We start from the raw sequence: 15541 nt of genomic DNA, 5'->3' as shown, positions 1-15541 counted from the left end.
CGTCATCGACAGGATCAGCATCTTCTTGCGGCCGAGACGGTCGCCGAAGTGACCGAAGACCACACCACCAAGAGGCCGCGCCACATAGCCGGCAGCGAAGGTACCCAATGAGGCAACAGTGCCCGCGAGCGGATCCAGACCAGAGAAGAACACCGGCCCGAACACCAGCGATGCTGCCGTGGCATACAGCAGGAAATCGTAAAACTCGATCGTGCTCCCCAAGAAGCTCGACAGAATCACGCGGCGCCTGTGCCAAGCGTTCTCGTCGCCGGATGTAAGGGCCTCGACCTCGACAGGTCTCATTGTTACTCCAGACTGATACAGAAGGATTTGAACCACACGACGCGGTGTACGAGTGACCGCGCGGCGCGATTGGTCACGCCCGAGTGCAGCCGGGACTGCAGCGACCGTCCTGGTTATGCGAGTGACTGCAGCCACAAGCAACTGTGAATGTGATGCAATCCGACATCAAGGGCTCTTTCATACAGAGAAGGCATCCGCTTTTGTATGGTTCACCCGGCCAGTGCGAGGGTGTCTACGTCACTCCGAGTGTCAGGGAGACCCGAAGAGCAAGCAGTAGCGAGAAGCGCACATCCGGATCGGAGAGGTCCGCGGACAGTAACTTCTCGACCCGCGCGATGCGATACCGCAGTGTGTTGACGTGAACGTGCAAGGTGCGGGAACTCTCGGCGTATTTGCGATCGTGTTCGAGGAACACACGAAGTGTGTGGAGGAGATCGCCGCCGTCGGATTGATCGGTGCGCATCAGCGGACCCAGGGTGCCCTCGATCGCCTTCTGAAGAACATTGGCGTCGACCACCTGGGCGAACAGTCGGTACATGCCGAGTTGTCGCACGTCGACTACCTTCTCCGATGCGGTGCCACGACGCGCGATCTGCAGTGAGAACAACGCCTCCCGAACCGCCATCGGATAGTCAGCCGCCACCTGAGCCAGACCGCCGACTCCCGCCCTCAGCGGGACCGGTCGGCAGTCCTCGACGACACCCTCCGCGAGCTTGCGGAACCCGAGTTCGTCGATCTTCGCACTCACGGGCACGAGCGCTACGACGTCACCGTCATACACCGTGACCTGGGAGTGGCGCGACATCGCCCGAACGCCGTGCGCCATTCGGTCGAGCAGTGAGCGATCGACGGGTCGATCATGTCCGAAGGCAAGGACGATTCGTGGTGTCTGAACATCGATACCGACCAGAGACGCCCGCTTCCAGAGCGCATCGAGTTCATGGTCGGCGGCGGTGAGAAGGTTCCTGACCCAGTCATCGGTGAGCCTGAGTTCGGTCTCCAAGCGTGTTCGGTGACGGGAGAACTCCAGCCCGATCATATCGGCGATGCGGTGGAGCGTGCCAGAACTGAGGCCGTCCGCCGCGGAACCGCGAAGATGAGCACCATCGGTTCCGGGGATGGGAACCTCAATGGCCGGCAGGGTTCCGGGCCGAAGGTACGACGGAGTATCGGCTGCACCGAACTTGGTGCGTTGCAGGGACAGACTCACGCCGAGATATGCCGCGGCCTCGGCCAGTGCGACATCGAGGTCAACGCCATCGAGTAGTTGGTCGACGAGTAGTCGTACCGCACAGTCTTCGCGTGTTGCTGTGTATTCCCGTGCTCGAGCGGCGTCGAGCGCTTCTCCGAGTCTGCCGTGCTCGACGAGTTGAGGTTCGATCACGCTCACCAGCGTCGCGATAGCCTGCACTGCCCGAATCTCGTACTCGGTGAACTTCCGCCGGGAACGGCTGAAGACGTACAGCACGCCGCTCACCTCGTCGCGCGCCTTGACCGGGACCGCGACCATGCTGGCGATCCCTTCCCTGGCGACGACCGCCGCAGAGTCGGCGCTACCGAACGATGACGAGGCTGACACATCCTCAACAATCAGTGGCAGGTCCTCGACGACGGCCCCCGCCCCCAGTGCGGACGCGACGGGGATCCGGAGACCCGCGGCGCCCTCGGGACGCGCCATGCCCGATTGGGCCCGCGATACCAGCATGTTCTCCTCGACGGACATCCACGCAGCGATGTCGACATCGAGGAGGGATCGCGCAGCCCGCAATCCGCGGTCGATTGCCTCGTCGGGATCCTTGGAGGTGAACAGGTCCCGCATCGTCTCGGCGACATCCGCGATGACGGCCGCGCGTTCAATCATGTATCAACCCTACAGCGATTACGGACATCTTCGTACGAATCACACGTTCACCATTGTCATTACCTAAGTCACAGTTAGGGGCATGAAAGCCTCGTTTTCGTCCTCTGTCCTCGTCGTGGGAGCTGGTCCGGTCGGACTCGTCGCCGCTCTCGCCCTTCGGGCCAAAGGGCTTCCTGCCCTTGTCCTGGAGGCCGAACCAAAGGGGCGCTCGCGCCCCGGCAGCCGAGCGACGTATCTGTACCAGGAGTCTCTCGATGTGCTGGACGAACTCGCCCCCGGACTCGGGCAGAGTATCTCCAAGGCAGGCGTGACGTGGCCGATGATCAGGACCACCTTCCAGGGAAGAACCGTATACGAAAGAACGTTCCCCCCGGCTCCTCCCGGATCATTCGGCGCGGGCGTATCCCAGCGTGAACAAGAGAAGCTGATGTATGACGCGGCGGTAGCCGCAGGGGTCGAATTCCTTTGGGATTCAGCAGTGTCCGAGGTCGAGTCCTCCGAAGCGGGTGTGGTGATCACTACGGTCGACGGCCGCCGACTCGACACCGACTACGTCATCGCCGCAGACGGAGCACGATCGGCGGTACGAAACTCTCTGAACATCGAGATGTCCGGCCCGCGATCGGACTCGACATTCATCATCGTCGACGTCAAGGAAGCCGAAGACGATCCGCTTCCATTGGCGCGGGTGTTCAACTACAAGCACCCCGCGGTGGGAGGACGCAACGTCTTGATGGTTCCCTTCCGGGACGGATGGCGACTCGACCTGCAGACCCGCCCCGGTGACGACATCGAAGCGATGCAGGCTCTCGACGGCGTACAGCGGTGGGTGAGCGCAGTGATCGGTCCGCGCTACCGCGATCGGATCGACTGGATCTCGAGCTACCGCTTCAATCAGGCCGTAGCCGGCAGCTTCGTCGACCCGCACAATCGCATCATGCTCGCCGGCGAGGCAGCGCATCTGTTCGCTCCGTTCGGCGGCGGACGTGGATTGAACTCGGGCATCCCCGATGCCGTGGCCGCCGCCGAGGCCATCGCCGACGCCATCGCCCACGGCGGCGATGCCGCCGCACGGCGAACCCTCCAGCGTGCAGCGGACACCCGACGTGCGGCGGGCCACTTCAACGCCGCGGCCGCGGGGCAGGCTCTCGAGCAGATGGAAGCCATCGGGATGAAGAACCAGATCACACAGCGAGTTGCCGCGTACGCCGCCCGCTACTGGGAGAAACCCGGACGTTGGCTGGACGGCCGAGTCACGTCCGGCACCAAGGACCGATTCTCGGCCAGCACTCGATTCTAGTAACTCTCCGACCCGCGAGGACGAGACGATGTCCAATAGCACTTTCCCCACCACGCAACCACGCCCCCCGCACGCTGTCGATCCACTCGGAGTTCTCGACAACGATCCGAATCTGTGGGAGGTCTTCTCCACGTATCTGTCAGCCACGCCGGATGCGGACGCGATCATTCACGGCGACAACAGGATCACCTACCGAGAACTCGGGCGGATCGTGAACCTGACGTGCAACGCCCTAACCTCTCGGAGGGTCGTCAAGGGTGATCGTATCGCCGTGCTTTCCTATCCCCGGCCTGAAGTTGTCGCCTTGTTTCTGGCGTGCGCGCGGCTCGGGGCGGTGTTTGTCGCCCTCGGAACCCGTGCACAGGAGCCAGAACTCGACTACGTGTTTTCCGATGCACGTCCGAAGGTGGTGTTCTCGGTTCGCGAGTTCGAGGGCCGCCGATATGACGACATGGCCGCCCTGGTCGCGGCACGGCACGGTGCCCAGCCTCCTATCATTCTCGGCAGTCTCCGTGCCGACGGGCTCGCCCCGGAGTTCGACGACTTCCTGCGGGGGCCAATCGACCGCGAAGAAGCCACCTTGGACCAGTCTCCGGTGCCGGCCGGAATGCCGTTGTCGATCGTGTACACCTCGGGCACCACAGGGAAGCCGAAGGGCGCGGTCTTGAGTCAACGTGGCTTGCTCTCCTTCCACGCACTCGTCCGCAACCGCCCGATCGTTGCTCCTCGCATACTGTCTGTCATGCCGATCGACCATGTCGGAGGCCAGGGAAACGAAATGACCACTGCGTTCCTCACCGGCGGTGCACTCGTCCAGCTGCCACGGTTCGACGCGCGTGCGGTGCTCACCGCTATCGAGAAGGAGCGAGTCACCCTCTGGCAAGGGGTAATTCCCACGATGCTCAACCGAATCGTCGCCCTTCCGGAGTTCGAGTCGGCCGACCTGTCCAGTCTGCAGCGTCTGTGGTGGGCCGGACCGTTCTCCCGGCGGGTGGCCGAGAAGATCGCCTCCCGGGTTCCCGAAGTCGGCAGTTCCTACGGAATGAGTGAAGTCGGCTCGATCACGATGACCGCCGTCGGTGACAACTTGTCGACACTGATCGAATCCGTCGGCAGACCTCTGGACGACGTCGAACTTCGCGTCCTCGCCGAGGACGGAGAGGTGGGCGAGATTCTAGTTCGCCGACCGGCGATGATGGTTGGCTACTACGGCATGGCGGAGGCCACCGCAGAAGCAATCGACGACGAGGGTTGGCTGCACACCGGCGATCTGGGACGAATCGACACCGACGGAAATCTTCACCTCACCGGCAGATCGAAGCTGCTTATCCGATCGGGTGGCTACAACTTGTCGCCGATGGAGATAGAAACCGTGATCGCCGGCCATCCCGATGTGCGTGATGTGATCGTCGTCGGCGTCCCGGATCCCAACTTCGGTGAGGCGGCGCACGCCCTCGTCGTCACCCGGGTGGACCACCCCGTCAGCGATCGCGACCTACGGCAGCATCTCGGAGCCAGCTTGCCGAACTACAAGATTCCCAAGAACTTCTTCCGCACTGTCGAGATCCCCTTGCTGGCCAATGGGAAACACAACCGCGTCAAGTGTCGCGAACTCGTCCTGACTCTACTGAACAGCACCGAGAACTGAGGAAGGCCTTTCTATGCTTGTTATCGAGAACACCGCTGAGCTCGCGTGCCGCGCCGGTGAACACCTTGGCAACAGCCCGTGGATCGAGGTGACCCAGGATGTCATCAATGAATTCGGTCGGTCCACCCACGACCTGAACTGGGTGCATTGCGATCCGGAGCGGGCCGCGTCCTCCCCGTTCGGCGCGACTATCGCACACGGCTATTACTCACTCGCACTGATCGGCGGCCTGATCCAGGAAACCATCGATACGTCCTTTTGCTCGTTGGGACTGAACTATGGCCTCGACAAGGTGCGGTTTCCCGCCGCCGTCCCTGTCGGTTCGAAGGTTCGCCTCAACCTGACCCTGACCGGGACAGACACCATCGAGGGCGGCATCAACGCACGGTATCGGTGCGTCATCGAAATCGATGGATCGGAGAAGCCGGCCTGCGTGGCAGAGGCGATCATCCGCTACTACGACTGACGCCCACGGGTTCCTTGCCATACAACGAAACGAGGAGACGTGTTACCAACGGCCTTCACCGCCGACTTCGATGTCGAACATCCGATCGTGTGCGGCGGCATGACCGGGGTCGGAACAGCGAACCTCATTGCGGCGGTTGCCAATGCCGGGGCGCTCGGGGGCTGCTGGCGATTCCGGACCATACCCCACGGCCTCGAACAGAAAGGTACCCACTGATGGTTGTCTTCAACGACGGAGTTGCCGAGACCGAGATCCCTCGCACCCAGGTCGTCGAGACCGACGTGCTGATTGTCGGCTCCGGCCCAGCCGGCGCCTCGGCCGCCCTCTTCCTGTCCACTCTGGGCGTTTCCAACATCATGATCACCAAGTACCGGTGGACGGCGAACACCCCTCGCGCGCACATCACCAATCAACGCACCATGGAGATCTTCCGGGACGTCGGCATCGAGGAGCAGGTGCTCGCCGAGGCCACACCGCACCACATGATCGGCGACACAGTTTTCTGTACCTCGATCGCGGGTGAAGAGATCGGCCGCATCCTCACGTGGGGAAATCATCCTGCCCGGCACGCCGACTACGAGCTTGCGTCGCCGTCTCTGAACTGCGATATCCCACAGACGTATCTCGAACCGATCCTGGTTCGCAACGCCACCGTCCGCGGCACACAAGCTCAGTTCTCCACCGAGTACCTCTCACACACCCAGGACGCAGATGGGGTGAATGTGCAGGTACTCAACCGATTGACCGGAACCGAGTACACAATCCGAGCGAAATACCTGATCGGTGCAGATGGTGCCCGCTCGAAGGTCGCCGCGGACATTGCCCTGCCGTACGAAGGACAGATGGACATCGCGGGCTCGATGAACATCACCTTCACAGCAGATATCGCCGAACTCGTCGGCCACCGACCGTCGGTGTTGTACTGGGTAATTCAACCTGGCTCAAACGTCGGCGGCATCGGCGCAGGCCTGGTGCGGATGGTCCGGCCGTGGAACGAGTGGCTGATCGTGTGGGGTTTCGACATCACCCAGGGCACCCCGGAGGTCACAGAAGAGGATGCCCTGCAGGTGGTGCGCAATCTGCTCGGTGTGCCAGATCTGGATGCCGATATCACCGGTATCTCGTTGTGGGGCAACAATGAACAGTACGCGACACACCTGCAGTCCGGCCGCGTGTTCTGCGCCGGTGACGCGGTCCACAGGCACCCGCCGAGCAACGGGTTGGGCTCGAACACCTCCATCCAGGACTCCTATAATCTGGCATGGAAAATCGCGGCAGTACTGAAAGGCCACGCCGCACCAACATTGCTGGACACCTATACGGTTGAACGCGCTCCGGTAGCAAAACAGATCGTCACCCGCGCCAACCAGTCGAGTCGCGAGTTCGTCACACTCTTCGAAGCACTCGGCCTCACCGAGGCGACGACCGAAGATCAGATGCAGGCGGCAATCGAGTCCCGCAAGGACAACACCGCGGAAGGTGTCGCGAAGCGGATCGCCGTCCAAGAGGCCATGGAACTGAAGAACTACGAGTTCAACGCCCATGGTGTCGAGTTGGGTCAGTACTACCAATCCAGCGCGATCGTCTCGGACGCCACCGCACGCCCTACACCGAAACGGGACCCGGAGCTCTACTACGAACCGTCGACACACCCGGGTGTCCGCCTACCGCACGCCTGGGTCGGCGACTGGAAGCAGAAGATCTCCACGCACGACCTCGCCGCCTACGGGCAGTTCACACTCTTCACCGGAATCACCGGGCAAGAATGGGACACCGCCGCGCAAAAGATCAGCGACCAAATCGGAGTCACGGTCAAGGCCGTCGTGATCGGTCCCGGCTGTCCGGTCACCGACCTCTATTTCGACTGGGCCCGCCTCCGCGGGATCGCCGAAGACGGAGCTGTACTGGTTCGGCCCGATAAGCACGTCGGATGGCGCATTCAGCGCTTGCCTGCCGATCCGGAGGCCGCGCTACTCAGCGCCTTGGCCTCGATCCTGGGACGGGACGCTGGATTGTGAGCACCGTTTTCGAGCACGAAACATTGCGACAGCGTGTGCTTTTCGGTGCGGGGCAGGCATCCCGGCACCTGACTGCGGAAGTGGCCAGACTGGGTGCAACCCGAGTGATGGTAATCGCGGCTCAATCCGATATGGAGCGGGCCCGGACAATCGTGACCGGGATCGACGTGGCGCTGTGGCATGACGACGTCGTCATGCATGTGCCCATCGAAAAAGCCGTCGCCGCCCGAACTGCCGCGACCGAGGCAGGAATCGACCTGCTGGTCAGCGTCGGAGGCGGCTCGACTACGGGCCTGACCAAGGCTATCGCACTGACCACGGGGATTCCGATCATCGCGTTGCCTACCACCTACGCCGGTTCCGAGGCCACGAACGTGTGGGGTCTGACCGAGAACTCCCGCAAAACCACGGGCGTCGACGACCGGGTACTGCCGGCCACTGTGATCTATGACGTGGAACTAACCTTGTCCCTTCCTGTGGGACTATCCGTCGCATCAGGGTTGAACGGGTTGGCGCACTGCGTGGATTCGATGTGGGGCCCGCGCGCCGATCCGATCAACGCCGCTCTGGCGGCCGAAGGGATTCGGGCCATTGCCACCGGGCTGCCGACGGCAGTGGCCGATCCGCAGGGTCTCGCGCAGGGTCTCGACGGACGCGAGCAGACTCTCTACGGCGCCTATCTAGCGGCGGTGGCGTTCGCCTCCGCCGGATCGGGTCTGCACCACAAAATTTGCCACGTCCTCGGCGGCGCGTACGACCTGCCCCACGCCCAAACCCACGCCACCGTCCTGCCCTACGTGCTCGCATTCAACGCCCCCTACGCCCCTGACGCCTCCCGCCGGATCGCGCAAGCGCTGGGCGCCGACGATGCTGTGCGGGGATTGAGCGACCTCTACACCACACTGGACGCGCCACGGGCATTGAAGGACTACGGATTCGCCAGGGAACACATCCTCCAGGCAGCAGATTTGATCTTGCCCGCTGTTCCACCGTCCAACCCGAGGACAGTGTGTCGGCAAAGCCTCGTGGAACTGCTCCGTGCCGCCTGGACCGGCGCTCCGCCCGAACACCTGTGATTCCTGTCGACTGATATCAAGGACTTCCGACATGACAACAACCGAACAAGACACCCCGTCCGTTTCCGCCCAACAGCGCGCAGTCGAGGAGGATGTCCTGCACCGCGTGCTGGAGTCCTTCGAGAGTACGACCAACCCTCGGCTGAAGCACCTGATGCAGTCGCTCGTTCAGCACCTGCACGCCTTCATCCGCGAAGTCCGCCTGACGGAGGACGAATGGAATGCCGCCATCGAGTTTCTCACCGCCGCCGGGCACATCACCGACGACAACCGTCAGGAATTCATCCTGCTTTCCGACGTCCTAGGCGCTTCCATGCAGACCATCGCCGTCAACAACGAGGCAAACGAGAATGCGACCGAGGCAACGGTGTTCGGCCCGTTCTTCACCGAGGACGCCCCGCAGATCCCCCAGGGCGGCGACATCGCTGGCAGCGCTGCCGGACAGCCCTGCTGGATCGAGGGCACTGTCACCGACACCGACGGGAATTCTGTCCCGGGCGCCCGCATCGAAGTGTGGGAATGCGACGAGGACGGCTTCTACGACGTCCAGTACAGCGACGGCAGAGTGGCGGGACGGGCACACCTTTTCGCGGACGAGGACGGGAAGTACAGCTTTTGGGGCCTGACACCCGTCCCTTACCCGATACCGCACGACGGGCCCGTCGGCAAGATGCTCACAGCCGTTGGACGCTCGCCAGTCCGCGCCGCGCATCTACACTTCATGGTCACCGCCAGCGGGCTGCGGACCCTGGTCACCCACATCTTCGTCGAGGGCGATCCCCAGCTCGAGATCGGCGACTCCGTCTTCGGAGTCAAGGAATCGCTCATCAAGCGCTTCGAGGAACAGCCCGCCGGCACCCCCACGCCGAACAATCGCGACCTCGGCGACCGGACCTGGGCGCGCACCCGCTTCGACATCAGGCTCGCACCCGCCAGAAGTGGGGGGTGATGACCATGCGAGCTTCACGTCCCTGACCTTCGCCAACCGCACCCCACGATCGGTGACCGTTCCGCAGTTCGCTTCGCTTCGGTGACGACCTTCTTTGCACGTCGGTATTCGAGATCTTCCCCCGGCGGACCGAGCGTCCTGCCGCGCTGCTCGGAACAACCGGCACTCCCGCAGATATCTCGCTGCAGCGAGGACAATCGCAACTCCGATGGCCCCTCGGGCCCGATTAGATGTGTTGAATACCATGAACTCTCGAGAGTATCGCCGATGGAGCCAGAGGCGTCACGCCGCTTGGACCGAAGTCAACCGCGAGCGCAAACATCCTGACAGGGAGGCGGAGCTCCTCATCGAGTTCGCCGGCATGTGGGCACCATACGGGGGCGCTGCCGAGGAGGAGATCCTTGCACACTTCGGAATGACAACGCGCCGGTTCATCGAGCGTCTGTGGCAGGTCATTCCCGAATCGAACTGCGACCAAGAAGAGATACGCAGTTTAGCGAGCGCGTATCCGCACCACCGGCGAACGAACGCGTCCTAACCCATTTCCCAAGTCACGGCATTCGTGTACCTGCACGACCCGTCCCCGACGCCGGCTACGGGGACTGCACCGGGTTCCGACTCGAACTGACCGAACGGGGCATCGGCTACGTCGACGCCGCGCACTTAACAAAGTACTAATAGGCGAACTCAATGAAGCGCCCACCGGATCGGCGGGCGCTTCCCGGCGCGTGCCCCATCCCCATGAGGGCATGCGCCGTGACTACCTCCTCCTCATCCTCATGCCGCCATCCGCCATTCCCATGGCGGTGATGCCGAGACCCAGCAGGCATACGACGATGCCGCAGACCACGTTCGACCAGATCATGCCTGCTGTGGTGGTTACTCCATCGACCAGCCACGGGCTCACGATCATCCACAGACCCAGCAGCGGCGCGACGAACGCCATGCCGTGCGTGCGGGAGTAGGCCGACGTGAAACCGACCGCAAGCAGTGCCACCGCAAGACCCGACAACAGATTGCAGATCGCCAGGCCCGACTGGCTGGCGAACCCGACAATCCATGGCGAGGCCGCCAGATAAAGGCCCGCCATGAACATCAGGCCCTCGGTGACCTGCGTCATCGGCCGTTCCGAGACTCGGTCGTAGCGAGCGCGCATCTCGGCGATATCAGGGTGTGTCGCCATCGACATACCTGGTGTCGTCATCACCCACCTCCTTGAATGAGAACCAATTCCTACCGACGGGCGTGCCCCCGAATTCGGTACGGCAAACCAGTGATGACCAGGTAATTTTTACAATTTCCCGTTACCGACCAGTCCCCACGGATCTCTACGCGCCCTGGTGCGCCGAGGGCAGCGTGATCAGCCGTTCGCGTTGCCTGCCTGCCACTGCGGCCACGGGACCTCCCAGTCTCCGTAGGTGTCCCACACCGGAAGGGGCGGTCCGCCGGAGTTGGTGATCTCGACGACATCGCCGATGCCGAAATTGTCGAACACCCACTGGGCATTTGCGGGTGCCAGGTTCACGCACCCATGCGAGACGTTGCTGTTGCCCTGATCACCCACCGACCACGGGGCGGAGTGGACGAACTCGCCGTCATTCGAGATCCGCAGATCGAGGTCGACCTTTTCCCGGTAGTAGTCGGGGCTGCCCGCGCAGACTCCGTAGGTGCACGAGTCCATGATGATGCTCGGCTGCTTGTCGGAGATCACGTGCGGACCCTCATGCGACGGATGCCCGGGAGAACCCAGGCTCATCGGCATCGAGTTCCCCTGGACGCCGTTGTGGAAAACGGTCAGCACCTCGGTGCTCCCGTCGGCCCTGGCGACCCAGGAGTCGTGCACGGTGTAGTCGGCAGAACTGTTCTCGGCGCCGAAGACCCCGCCCCCCAGATCCAGGCCGTACACGTCCGCGTCGATGTGAATCTTCGTCCCCGGCTGCCAGTACTGCGCCGCCCGATAGTGCACGTTCTGATCATCGGTCCAGTACCAGGCCCCGGGCTGGGGCGGTGTCGTCGTCACGTGCAGCCGCTGCTGCACCTCCGCCTTGTTCACCACCGGCGCCGTGAACTGGAACACCATCGGCTGGCCCACCCCGATACCGGTGTCGGCGACCACCTCGGGGGCCGGCACGACGTTCGCGTACGCCGTGGACACGGGCTCGAGGGTAGTGACAGTGAAGGTCCGCTCGACGTGCTTGCCCTCGATGTTCACGGCGTCGGCCACAACGGTGTAGGTCGATCCGTAGCCCAGCGGCTCGGTGCTCGTCCACGTCGCACTGTCGGGTGCGAGGGCCCCGGTGACCGCCTTGTTCTCCTCGGCAGGGTTGGTGACGGTCACGGTGGTCAACGTTCCGCCCGTCGCGGTGACCGCGATCGGCACGGTGGGATTGATCGGCGCGCCGTTCGCGACGGGAACCGCGATAGACGCGGGCGGCGCCTCGGGAGGCTGCTCGGACGCGGACTTGCCGCCCCCTCGGATGGTGCAACCGGACGCCAGGACAGCAACCGCCACCAGTGTCATTGCAGCGATTGATCGTCTGTTCTGGATCACGAATGCATCCCTTCAGTTCCCGAGGTCCACGGTGCCGCGCACCTGCGCGGTGGTCAGCGCGCGGCCAGGAGGGGGCGTAGGCGTCCACTTGCGAGTTTCTCCACCAGTGGGGTCCCATATCTACCGACCGCCGCTACGGTGGCGACTCCGACAACGGTACCGACGAGAAGTCCGACGAGCACGTCGTGCGGGTAGTGGGCGCCGACATAGACACGGGAGAATCCCATGACCACGGCGGCGGCGGCAGCGAACAGTCCGAGTCGCCGATCGATCAGGAACAGGGCGACAGCCATCGCTGCGGCGACAGCGGAGTGATTGCTGGGGAAGCTGTAGTCGGCGGCCGGTGGGCATGCCTCGAGCAGGAACGAATTCGGAAACAGGTAGCAGGGGCGCTGTTCCGTGACCACCCATTTGATGCCGTCGTTGACCAGGTACGCGGCGACCGCGGCGATCGGCACAGCGATGGCGGCCGCCATCGCCGCCGGGCCGCCGCGTCGGGCGGTCCGCCACGCGATGAGAATGAACACGGCGAACAGCGCCATCCCGAAGCTGGAGTAGTCGACCATCGGGGCGTTGAGCCAATGTGTGTTCTGGGCGAACGTGACCACGTCGGTGTATACGGTGCCATCGAGCTGCGACTCGTTGACAGTTGCTATGCGTTCGATCATGTCGTCACTGTTTCATTGGTGGTGGGGACTGTCCGCGGGTGGGATCGGTCTGCCGGTAACCGCTATCGGCACGCGGCGCACGAAACCGGACATGGGCGTCGAGGCCCCCGTTCGGGGTGCGGGGCAGTAGCTCGGCGGTGGCTCCGCTGGCGCGGGCAAGTTGCGCGACGATGGCCAGGCCCAGTCCGCTGCCGTCGGTGTCGGTGCGGGCACGCCAGAACCGATCGAAGGCCCGGATGCGGTCCTGCGGGGACAGGCCGGGGCCCTGGTCCAGAACGTGTAAGTCGACGACGTCGGCGGTGGCGACCGGGGCGACGATGACCTCGATGGTGGAGCCTGGAACGGACACGGCCAGTGCGTTGTCGACGAGGTTGTCGATGATCTGCTCGGCGGCGCCGGGCACGGCGAGCGCCGGCGCCGCAGTCGGTGCTGTCACGGTGATCCGGATGTCGGATTCGTCGGCGAGCGGTTCCCATTGTTCGACGCGTACGCGCGCGATCTCGGCCAGGTCGATCTGCGCAGGCGCGGTGCCGGCGTCGTCGGCGCGGCTGAGCACCAGCAGCGCATCGATGATGTGCTGCAGCCGCAACGCCTCGTCCTGGGCCGAGTCGAGGGTGGTGCGGGCAGCATCGGGATCGGATTCGACGAGGTCGGCTGCGCTGTCGAGGCGCAAGCGCAGGGCGGTCAACGGGGTCCGCAGCTGGTGAGAGGCGTCGCCGGCGAACGCGCGTTGCTGGCGCAGTAGGTACTCGAGCCGGTCCGCCATCCGGTTGAACGAGTGAGCCAGGCTGCGGATCTCCGGTGCCCCGGTGTGCTCGGGGGTGCGTGCCGCCAGGTCGCCTTCGGCGAGTTGTTCGGTGGTGCGGCGCAGCTGCTGCAAACGGCGGGTGACGGTGCCGGCGATGAGGAAGGCCACGATTCCGGCCAGCAGCACGGTAATGCCTGCGACGAGCCAGAGCATGCGTAGTTGCCGGTGGACCTGGTCGGTCACCACCTGGGCCGGGTAGGTCAGCCGCACAGCGCCGACGACGCTCTCGCCGCTGAGAACCGGCACCGTCACATACAGCAGGTCCGTGCCCACACTGTCCGACCGGCGTTGGCCCGAGGTGATCTGCCCCGACAGTGCCGCACTGATCTCCGGGCGGGACAGGTAGGAGGCGCCCGCGCTGGACTGGTCGTCGTCGGAGGTCACCACGGCGGTGCCGTCGCCGTCGACGATCACCACCCGGGCACCGCTGGCACGGTGATAGCGCCGCGTGTCGGCGGCCAGTGCCGGATCGATCCCGGTCCCGGCTTGGAGTGTGTCCTCGCTGCGGCCGGCGAGCAAGAACGCGTCCCGCTCGAGGGAGGTGGTGATCTGTTCGCGTTCGACCTGCATCAGGTAGTTGCCGAGCGGGACATCCTGAACCAACACCACAACGAAGGTGACGGCCATGAACGCGGCCATCAACTGCCATCTCACGGACGAACCCCGAGCCGGAAGCCGACCCCGCGGACCGCTTCGATCCAGCCGGGGTCGCCGAGCTTCTTGCGGATGGCGGCCACATGGGCATCGACGGTCTTCGTGGTGCCGTACCAGTTGGCACCCCACACCTGGTGCTGGATTTCCGATCGCCGGTACACCGCACCGGGATCCTCGGACAGATAGCAGAGCAGATCGAATTCCTTCGGCGTCAGGTGTATCTCCCGCTCCCCCAGGTGCACCCGCCGAGTGCGGCGGTCGAGGGTCAGGCCCCCGATCATGCGGATGCCGGAGTGCCGCTGCCCTGACTCCTCGGGTGCGCCGACCCGCCGTCCGACGGCGCGGATGCGGGCGACGAGTTCGCGCATGCCGAACGGTTTGACCACGTAATCGTCGGCACCCATCTCCAATGCCAGGACCCGGTCGATCTCCTCCGCGCGGGCGCTGAGCACGATGATCGGGATCTGTGACCGGGCGCGGATGCTGCGACAGACATCGGTGCCGTCCATGTCCGGCAGCCCCAGATCGAGCAGGACGAACTCCGGGCCCGACTCGGACACCGCAGCGATGGCATCGGCGCCGGTAGCCACCCGCCGGGCATCGAACCCCGCACGAGTCAACCCGTCGCACACCCCGGCGGCGACGGATTCGTCATCTTCGACCACAAGCACCTGCACACCCCGAATTATCGGCTCGAACCGAGCCAGGCGTCGATCCGACACCCGCCCGGGGACAAACCCTGGAGTGATCTTGGACGAATCTTGGATCTTTCCGGGACCATCCCTCTCCGATCCGTCCCTACGGTGAAGTCATGAGATCGAAAGTGGTGGTGGCTGTGGCCGTGCTCTTCATACTGGCGATCGGAACAGCCGCCCTCGCCGTCAACACCCGGATCCTGAACACCTCCTCGAACAGCGACATCGGACGCGCCGACGAGGTGCTCATCCCCAGCAGTCCCACTCGCGGGGCGCCGCCGACCATCCCCGCCCCGAGCACGGCAGCGACCGCGACGCCGACGCCGACCCGCACGGCGGTACCGACGCGCGAACACGAACCGCCGTCGGGCGAGGACCACGAGGCGCCGGACAGGACCGAGCATGAACCCGACGACTGACCCGCGCCGGCCGCGGCGATCGCCGGCGCATCGGTCCAAGATCACCGCCTCGGTCCTCTCAGGCGGCGCCGTGCTCGCCATCGTGACCGCCATGGCTGCCAATGCCCCCGGTCGCTTCGCGGGGG

13 protein-coding genes and 2 pseudogenes are annotated in these 15541 nt (G+C 64.2%); 8 read left to right on the top strand and 7 right to left on the bottom strand.

The window, feature by feature from the left end; translation table 11 throughout:
• Both WAW17_RS18215 and WAW17_RS18210 read right to left on the bottom strand, forming a co-directional pair.
• Window positions 1–303, bottom strand: a pseudogene (locus tag WAW17_RS18215) (MFS transporter); the annotation flags it as partial.
• Between the two features lie 232 nt (window positions 304–535).
• Window positions 536–2164 carry a helix-turn-helix domain-containing protein gene (locus WAW17_RS18210; protein ID WP_422334338.1) on the bottom strand — a complete coding sequence of 543 codons (1629 nt, stop codon included), beginning with the start codon at window positions 2162–2164 and terminating at the stop codon, window positions 536–538.
• An 82-nt stretch (window positions 2165–2246) separates the two neighbouring features.
• On the opposite strand from WAW17_RS18210, the gene WAW17_RS18205 reads away from it, so the two are divergent.
• The 7 genes and pseudogenes from WAW17_RS18205 (at window position 2247) to WAW17_RS18175 (ending at window position 9621) form a co-directional block, all read left to right on the top strand.
• Window positions 2247–3464 carry an FAD-dependent monooxygenase gene (locus WAW17_RS18205; protein ID WP_422334337.1) on the top strand — a complete coding sequence of 406 codons (1218 nt, stop codon included), beginning with the start codon at window positions 2247–2249 and terminating at the stop codon, window positions 3462–3464.
• Window positions 3465–3492: 28 nt separating this feature from the next.
• Window positions 3493–5112: a class I adenylate-forming enzyme family protein gene (locus WAW17_RS18200; RefSeq protein WP_422334336.1), complete on the top strand. Its 1620-nt coding sequence runs from the start codon at window positions 3493–3495 to the stop codon at window positions 5110–5112.
• Between the two features lie 13 nt (window positions 5113–5125).
• Window positions 5126–5578, top strand: a complete 453-nt coding sequence (locus tag WAW17_RS18195) for a MaoC family dehydratase (RefSeq protein ID WP_422334335.1) — start codon at window positions 5126–5128, stop codon at window positions 5576–5578.
• A gap of 39 nt (window positions 5579–5617) precedes the next feature.
• Window positions 5618–5737 (top strand): annotated as a pseudogene (locus tag WAW17_RS18190) (nitronate monooxygenase); the annotation flags it as partial.
• 56 nt (window positions 5738–5793) lie between these two features.
• Window positions 5794–7596, top strand: coding sequence for an FAD-dependent oxidoreductase (locus WAW17_RS18185; RefSeq protein ID WP_422334334.1), 1803 nt, complete (start codon window positions 5794–5796; stop codon window positions 7594–7596).
• Window positions 7593–8672, top strand: a complete 1080-nt coding sequence (locus tag WAW17_RS18180) for a maleylacetate reductase (RefSeq protein ID WP_422334333.1) — start codon at window positions 7593–7595, stop codon at window positions 8670–8672. The genes WAW17_RS18185 and WAW17_RS18180 overlap by 4 nt, the downstream gene beginning before the upstream one ends.
• Window positions 8673–8703: 31 nt before the next feature.
• Window positions 8704–9621, top strand: a complete 918-nt coding sequence (locus tag WAW17_RS18175) for a dioxygenase (protein WP_422334332.1) — start codon at window positions 8704–8706, stop codon at window positions 9619–9621.
• A 760-nt stretch (window positions 9622–10381) separates the two neighbouring features.
• Here the strand turns inward: WAW17_RS18175 and WAW17_RS18170 are convergent.
• From WAW17_RS18170 to WAW17_RS18150, 5 genes are all read right to left on the bottom strand, one after another.
• Window positions 10382–10825, bottom strand: coding sequence for an SPW repeat protein (locus WAW17_RS18170; protein WP_422334331.1), 444 nt, complete (start codon window positions 10823–10825; stop codon window positions 10382–10384).
• A gap of 156 nt (window positions 10826–10981) precedes the next feature.
• Window positions 10982–12142, bottom strand: coding sequence for an Ig-like domain-containing protein (locus WAW17_RS18165; RefSeq protein WP_422334330.1), 1161 nt, complete (start codon window positions 12140–12142; stop codon window positions 10982–10984).
• Between the two features lie 83 nt (window positions 12143–12225).
• Window positions 12226–12840 (bottom strand): phosphatase PAP2 family protein, encoded by a 615-nt coding sequence (locus tag WAW17_RS18160; protein ID WP_422334329.1) that lies wholly within the window; start codon window positions 12838–12840, stop codon window positions 12226–12228.
• Between the two features lie 4 nt (window positions 12841–12844).
• Window positions 12845–14302, bottom strand: a complete 1458-nt coding sequence (locus WAW17_RS18155) for an ATP-binding protein (RefSeq protein WP_422334328.1) — start codon at window positions 14300–14302, stop codon at window positions 12845–12847.
• Window positions 14299–14979 carry a response regulator transcription factor gene (locus tag WAW17_RS18150; RefSeq protein ID WP_422334327.1) on the bottom strand — a complete coding sequence of 227 codons (681 nt, stop codon included), beginning with the start codon at window positions 14977–14979 and terminating at the stop codon, window positions 14299–14301. Before WAW17_RS18150 ends, WAW17_RS18155 begins: the two co-directional genes overlap by 4 nt.
• Before the next feature lie 134 nt (window positions 14980–15113).
• Between WAW17_RS18150 and WAW17_RS18145 the strand changes: the two genes are divergently transcribed.
• Complete coding sequence (locus tag WAW17_RS18145; RefSeq protein WP_422334326.1) at window positions 15114–15416, top strand: hypothetical protein; 303 nt, start codon at window positions 15114–15116, stop codon at window positions 15414–15416.
• The last annotated feature ends 125 nt before the right edge of the window (window positions 15417–15541 follow it).

Source organism: Rhodococcus sp. (in: high G+C Gram-positive bacteria) (assembly GCF_049286785.1).
In the GTDB taxonomy this organism is placed as follows: domain Bacteria; phylum Actinomycetota; class Actinomycetes; order Mycobacteriales; family Mycobacteriaceae; genus Rhodococcus_F.
Note: the sequence above shows the minus strand (reverse complement) of the source record. Positions and strands in the feature narration are given on the sequence as shown.

What these genes read in the sequence shown, in the direction of transcription:
- WAW17_RS18210 (WP_422334338.1), bottom strand. Translation starts at nt 2,164, where the DNA reads ATGATTGAACGCGCGGCCGTCATCGCGGATGTCGCCGAGACGATGCGG.
- WAW17_RS18205 (WP_422334337.1), top strand. Translation starts at nt 2,247, where the DNA reads ATGAAAGCCTCGTTTTCGTCCTCTGTCCTCGTCGTGGGAGCTGGTCCG.
- WAW17_RS18185 (WP_422334334.1), top strand. Translation starts at nt 5,794, where the DNA reads ATGGTTGTCTTCAACGACGGAGTTGCCGAGACCGAGATCCCTCGCACC.
- WAW17_RS18165 (WP_422334330.1), bottom strand. Translation starts at nt 12,142, where the DNA reads ATGACACTGGTGGCGGTTGCTGTCCTGGCGTCCGGTTGCACCATCCGA.
- WAW17_RS18195 (WP_422334335.1), top strand. Translation starts at nt 5,126, where the DNA reads ATGCTTGTTATCGAGAACACCGCTGAGCTCGCGTGCCGCGCCGGTGAA.
- WAW17_RS18160 (WP_422334329.1), bottom strand. Translation starts at nt 12,840, where the DNA reads ATGATCGAACGCATAGCAACTGTCAACGAGTCGCAGCTCGATGGCACC.
- WAW17_RS18175 (WP_422334332.1), top strand. Translation starts at nt 8,704, where the DNA reads ATGACAACAACCGAACAAGACACCCCGTCCGTTTCCGCCCAACAGCGC.
- WAW17_RS18145 (WP_422334326.1), top strand. Translation starts at nt 15,114, where the DNA reads ATGAGATCGAAAGTGGTGGTGGCTGTGGCCGTGCTCTTCATACTGGCG.
- WAW17_RS18200 (WP_422334336.1), top strand. Translation starts at nt 3,493, where the DNA reads ATGTCCAATAGCACTTTCCCCACCACGCAACCACGCCCCCCGCACGCT.
- WAW17_RS18170 (WP_422334331.1), bottom strand. Translation starts at nt 10,825, where the DNA reads ATGACGACACCAGGTATGTCGATGGCGACACACCCTGATATCGCCGAG.